The sequence below is a fragment of the Tamlana crocina genome (genome assembly GCF_012037625.1).
Window position 1 is genome coordinate 1 of record NZ_JAAVJS010000813.1, and the last position, 290, is coordinate 290.

The following is a 290-nucleotide window of genomic DNA, read 5'->3' on the forward strand; positions in this document are numbered from 1 at the left end:
TAATCGGCTACGTAAATCGCTGCAGACTCGCGGGTATCGTTGGTATCTTTTTTAAAGGCCCATCCTAAAATGGCAATTTTTTTGCCGGCCACCGTGTTGTACATGGTTTGAACCATGTTGGCTGCAAAACGCCTTTTTTGATGGTCATTCATAAGGATCACCTGCTCCCAGTAATCGGCTACCTCCTTCAAATTAAAAGTGCGGGCTATATAAACAAGGTTTAGAATATCTTTTTGAAAACAAGAACCTCCAAAACCGACAGATGCTTTAAGAAATTTAGAACCAATTCG

At 41.0% G+C, this 290-nt stretch carries 1 pseudogene; it reads right to left on the bottom strand.

Annotation, left to right across the window (positions count from 1 at the left end):
* Positions 1-290, bottom strand: a pseudogene (locus HC176_RS19100) (UDP binding domain-containing protein); the annotation flags it as partial.